Genomic DNA, 4,902 nt, shown 5'->3' with positions numbered 1-4,902 from the left:
TCGTTCCATTCGGCCTCAAGTTTCGCGCCTTTTTCTTTTGCATCCCATGCAGCATAGATTTCTTGAGGGATTTCAAACGCAGGATAAGCCCAACCCAAATGTTTGCGCGTGGCTTCGATCTCGTCCGCACCCAAAGGCGCACCGTGGGTTTTGTGGCTGCCTTCTTTGTTGGCGCTGCCTTTGCCGATTAAGGTTTTGCAGCAGATGAGGGACGGCTTGCCGGTTTCGGCTTTAGCAGCTTCAATGGCCGTCTGAATGGCATCAGTGTCATGACCATTTACATTTGGAATTACATGCCAGCCGTAGCTTTCAAAACGCTGCGGGATGTTTTCGGTAAACCAGCCGTCCACTTTACCGTCGATGGAAATATTGTTGTCATCATATAAAACAATCAGTTTGCCCAAGCCCAAAGTACCGGCAAGCGAGCAGGCTTCGTGCGATACGCCTTCCATCATACAACCGTCGCCCATGAAGACGTAAGTGTGGTGGTCAACGATGTTCAAACCGTCTTTATTAAATTCGACAGCCAAGATTTTTTCGGCCAAAGCCATGCCCACAGCATTAGCAATACCTTGTCCCAATGGACCGGTCGTGGTTTCCACGCCGTCGGTGTAGCCGTATTCCGGATGGCCGGGGGTTTTGCTGTGCAGTTGACGGAAATTTTTCAGATCATCAATGGAAACGTTGTAGCCGGTCAGGTGCAATAAGCTGTAAAGAATCATGGAAGCATGACCATTGGAGAGGACAAAACGGTCGCGGTTGTAGAATTTAGGGTTGGCAGGGTTATGATTGAGGAACTTCGTCCACAATACTTCCGCCATTTCCGCCATACCCATAGGCGCACCCGGGTGGCCGGAGTTTGCTTTCTGTACGGCATCGACTGAGAGGAAACGGATTGCGTTTGCCAATTGAGACATGGTTTGACCTTCCTTGGACAAGATTGGAAATATGAAAAAGTGTGCCGATTATCGCCTGAATCAGCCGTGCTTTCAAGAATAGCCTTTGATATTTGCATTGTCAGACGGCATGATTTCCAATAGGCCGTCTGAAACGGACAGGATAGATGATATTAACTGTTATTTCGTTTTGAAACAGTGCTTTATATATTTTTATCGTGTAAATAGCAAATCACTATAAGTTTGCATACAGGCTGATTCGTAAACCTTTGAATACTGCCCTTTTCAGACGGCCCTACATCAAACGGCCACAAGGAATCCATCGTTAAGACGAAGTCCCTCTTTTGCTTTGAATAGAGTCAAATGTTATGATTTGTATGCACGCGAAAGGCCGTCTGAAAATATTCACATCAAACTACTACCATGACAACAGGCTTGTGTGCACTTCATCAAGGAACACTGAAATGTCACCAGAAAACCAAGCTGAAAACACCTCACCCTCAACAGAAAAAACAGCAAAAGCCACTCCGCCCAAACCTTCCAAACCCAAATCCAGCGTGATTCAAATCCATCCTGAAGGCGAACGCATCCATCCTAAAAAGGCGGAAGGACGCTTTGCCAAACTGCGTATCGCCGCAGTATTGGCGACCCAGTTTGTATTTTACGTTATCCCATGGTTCAACTGGAGCGGCCGTCAGGCGGTTTTATTCAATATCCCTGACCGTCATTTCTTCATTTTCGGACTGTCGCTGGGTATGGGCGATTTGATTTACCTTGCCTTGCTGCTGATGATTTGTGCTTTCGGCCTGTTTTGGTGGACAACCATTGCCGGTCGTTTGTGGTGCGGCTACTCTTGCCCTCAAACGGTTTACACCGAAATTATGCTGTGGATTGACAACTTGGTCGAAGGCGATAGAAACAAACGCCTAAAACTGGAAAAATCGCCCTGGAACTTTACTAAAATTCGCATTAAGGCCACCAAATACCTGCTGATTTTCCTTGTCTGCGCATGGACAGGTATCACTTTTGCAGGCTGGTTTATCCCGATCCGCCAATTTGTTCCCGATTTATTCACCGGAGCAGCAGGCGGCGGCGCAATGTTTGCCGCAGCATTTTACGGATTCATGACTTTCTTCTTCGCCCACATCATGCGCGAAAAAGTGTGTCTGCATATGTGTCCGTATGCACGCTTCCAAAGCGCGATGTTCGACAAAGACACGCTGATTATTTCTTACGATAGCGAACGCGGCGAACCGCGCGGCGCACGCAAAAAAACCGCCAACAAAGAAGACAGCGGCTTGGGCGACTGCATCAACTGTACCATGTGCGTGCAAGTCTGCCCCGTCGGTATCGACATCCGCAACGGTTTGCAATACCAATGTATCGGCTGCGCAGCGTGTATCGATGCCTGCGACGAAATCATGGACAAAATGGGCTACGAGCGCGGCTTAATCCGTTATACGACCGAAGGCGCATTGGAACACGAATACCCTGAAAGCGACATCAAAAAACGCTTGAAACGTCCGCGCGTAGCTGGTTATGGCGCAGTACTCCTGGTGGTCATCATCGCCTTCCTGGTCGGCATTTCCACCCGAAAAATGGTCGAAGTCGATATCCTGAAAGACCGTGGCGTCATGGTTCGCGAAAACAGCCAAGGCTGGTTGGAAAATGCCTATAACCTACGCATTATCAACAATAGTGAAAACGAACAACTGATGACCGCAACCGTCAAAGGCTTTGACGAAATCGCGCTGACCGGCCTGCCTGAGAACGGTATTAAAATTGCGCCGCGGGAAACCGTTACCATCCCGGTACAGGTATCTACCATTCCCGAATACGCCGACAAAGGCAGCCATCCGATTGAATTTACCTTTATCTATCGCGAGACCGGCTCTGCCGACTCCAAACCGACTACTTTAGAAGAAAAAGCAACCTTTATCGGAGAATAAACGGTGTCCCCACAACCCCAAATCAAACCTTGGTACAAACATATTTGGCCCTGGGTGCTGATGGCCGGCCCCATCTTCGTCGTTATCGCCAGCGTTTCCATGTTCTTCGTCGCAAAAGAACACACGACAGACTTGGTGTCTGACGATTACTACAAAGACGGCAAACATATCGAAATCCAACTTCACCGCGATGAAGAAGCCGTTAAACGGCAAATTCAGGTGCAGGTTTTAATCAGTCCGGATATGAACGCCGCCAAAGTATTCGTCAGCGGACAATTCGATACAAAACAGCCATTAAACCTATTGTTAATGCACCCGACGCGCAAAGCCGATGACCAAACCGTCAAGCTGCACGCCGTAACAGCCGAACCACAAAATGGCCGCATGGAATACGAAGCCGTCTTTAAGCCTTTACGCCCAACCAATCATTGGTACCTGCGCGTTGAAGATGCCTCAGGCGTATGGCGTGTTGAAAACAAATGGATAGTCAGCCAAGGCAATGCAGTCAACTTGACGCCTATGGACAAATTGTTTGACAACGGCAAACAAGCCGCTTCAACAGAACAATAAATCCCGACCCAGGCCGTCTGAAACCTTTCAGACGGCCTGAAATCTTCATACCCTCTTATATTCCCTTCAAAATATGATTTTTTCCGATTGGCGCAGACTGACCGAAAATGAAGTCCGTATGGCAAAACAAGTTTTTGCGAACAGCATAAACTTCCACCACATCAAAATATATCGCGGCATTCCACTTATACCCAACACCAATACCGCCATTGCGCCCAATGGAAACATATACTTTCCGCGTAAACACTGCCCCGAAGATTTCACTCAAGCCGGCATAGCCTACAAAATTTGGCTGATTCATGAGCTGACACATGTCTGGCAACACCAGCGCGGTCACAAAGTTTGGTTGTCCGGTTTATTCATTATGCTCAAAGGCGGATATAGGAAACGCAAAGCTTACGCCTATCCCATACCTCTGCCTCACTTCAACCAACTCAATATCGAGCAGCAAGCCGACCTCGTTGCCCACTATTTTGCATCCACTTACCTGCCCAAAAACATTTACACCCCGCAACAGCCTATTTTTCAGACGGCCTTAGCAGATTTTCTTCACAACCCACACGACAAAAATCTATGCCCAAGATACTTGTCGGCAAAAAAACAACACTTCAAAAAGCAGAGTGAACAAATAAGCTATAATGGACAATCCGACACATCGTCCAAAAGGTCCCCAACCATGCCTTGGAACATACCTATTTTACTTACCTGGATGCGCGTCCTATTAATCCCCGTGTTCACCATCCTATTCTATTTACCGAACACATGGATTCAACCACAAACCGTCAACTGGACAGCCGCCATCATCTTTGCACTTGCAGCTATTACAGACTGGTTTGACGGCTTTTTAGCACGCCGTTGGAAACAAACCTCCGACTTTGGCGCATTCCTTGACCCTGTTGCCGACAAACTCATGGTCGCAGTTGCCCTGCTCCTGCTCGTCAGCCTTGGCAGAACATACGCCATCTTCGCCATGATTATTATCGGACGAGAAATTACCATTTCCGCCCTGCGCGAATGGATGGCACAAATGGGCAAACGCGGCAGCGTTGCAGTGGCCACTATCGGCAAATTCAAAACTACTGCCCAAATGATCGCCATCTTCCTTTTGCTTATCGGTACGGACAAATATAATGACCCTTTCTATCTCATTGGTAACATATTGATGTTTATAGCATCTGTATTAACCATCTGGTCCATGTGCTACTACCTGAAAATGGCATGGAAAGAATTCAAATAAAATTTTTAAAAAAATAAAAACAAAACACTTGACGCACACGATTAAATCCATAATAATTGCGTCTTCTTCGATATACGAAGCAACAAACTATCAGAGCGGGAATAGCTCAGTTGGTAGAGCGCAACCTTGCCAAGGTTGAGGTCGCGAGTTCGAGACTCGTTTCCCGCTCCAGTTTAATTTCAGATGCACTCAAATGCGGGAATAGCTCAGTTGGTAGAGCGCAACCTTGCCAAGGTTGAGGTCGCGAGTT

The 4,902-nt window shown here is 47.5% G+C and carries 4 protein-coding genes and 1 tRNA gene; 4 read left to right on the top strand and 1 reads right to left on the bottom strand.

The window, feature by feature from the left end:
• The coding region (locus Q1M25_RS08060) for a 1-deoxy-D-xylulose-5-phosphate synthase N-terminal domain-containing protein (protein ID WP_300483749.1) at positions 1-917 on the bottom strand (917 nt) is incomplete at its 3' end.
• Positions 918-1,360: 443 nt separating this feature from the next.
• Between Q1M25_RS08060 and ccoG the strand changes: the two genes are divergently transcribed.
• The 4 genes from ccoG (at position 1,361) to Q1M25_RS08040 (ending at position 4,823) form a co-directional block, all read left to right on the top strand.
• Positions 1,361-2,845: a cytochrome c oxidase accessory protein CcoG gene (ccoG, locus tag Q1M25_RS08055; RefSeq protein ID WP_300483747.1), complete on the top strand. Its 1,485-nt coding sequence runs from the start codon at positions 1,361-1,363 to the stop codon at positions 2,843-2,845.
• A 3-nt stretch (positions 2,846-2,848) separates the two neighbouring features.
• The gene (locus Q1M25_RS08050) at positions 2,849-3,415 is read left to right on the top strand and encodes a FixH family protein (protein ID WP_300483746.1); all 567 of its coding nucleotides are present in this window, start codon (positions 2,849-2,851) and stop codon (positions 3,413-3,415) included.
• A 676-nt stretch (positions 3,416-4,091) separates the two neighbouring features.
• On the top strand, positions 4,092-4,652 hold the full coding sequence (gene pgsA, locus Q1M25_RS08045) for a CDP-diacylglycerol--glycerol-3-phosphate 3-phosphatidyltransferase (protein WP_003679552.1): 561 nt from the start codon (positions 4,092-4,094) through the stop codon (positions 4,650-4,652).
• Positions 4,653-4,747: 95 nt separating this feature from the next.
• Positions 4,748-4,823, top strand: a tRNA-Gly gene (locus Q1M25_RS08040).
• Positions 4,824-4,902 lie beyond the last annotated feature (79 nt).

The sequence above is a fragment of the uncultured Neisseria sp. genome (assembly GCF_951230505.1).
Lineage (GTDB): Bacteria > Pseudomonadota > Gammaproteobacteria > Burkholderiales > Neisseriaceae > Neisseria.
This window is presented reverse-complemented; position numbering and strand designations above follow the sequence as displayed.

Coding starts and splice junctions, on each gene's coding strand:
- pgsA (WP_003679552.1), top strand. CDS start 4,092: ATGCCTTGGAACATACCTATTTTACTTACCTGGATGCGCGTCCTATTA.
- ccoG (WP_300483747.1), top strand. CDS start 1,361: ATGTCACCAGAAAACCAAGCTGAAAACACCTCACCCTCAACAGAAAAA.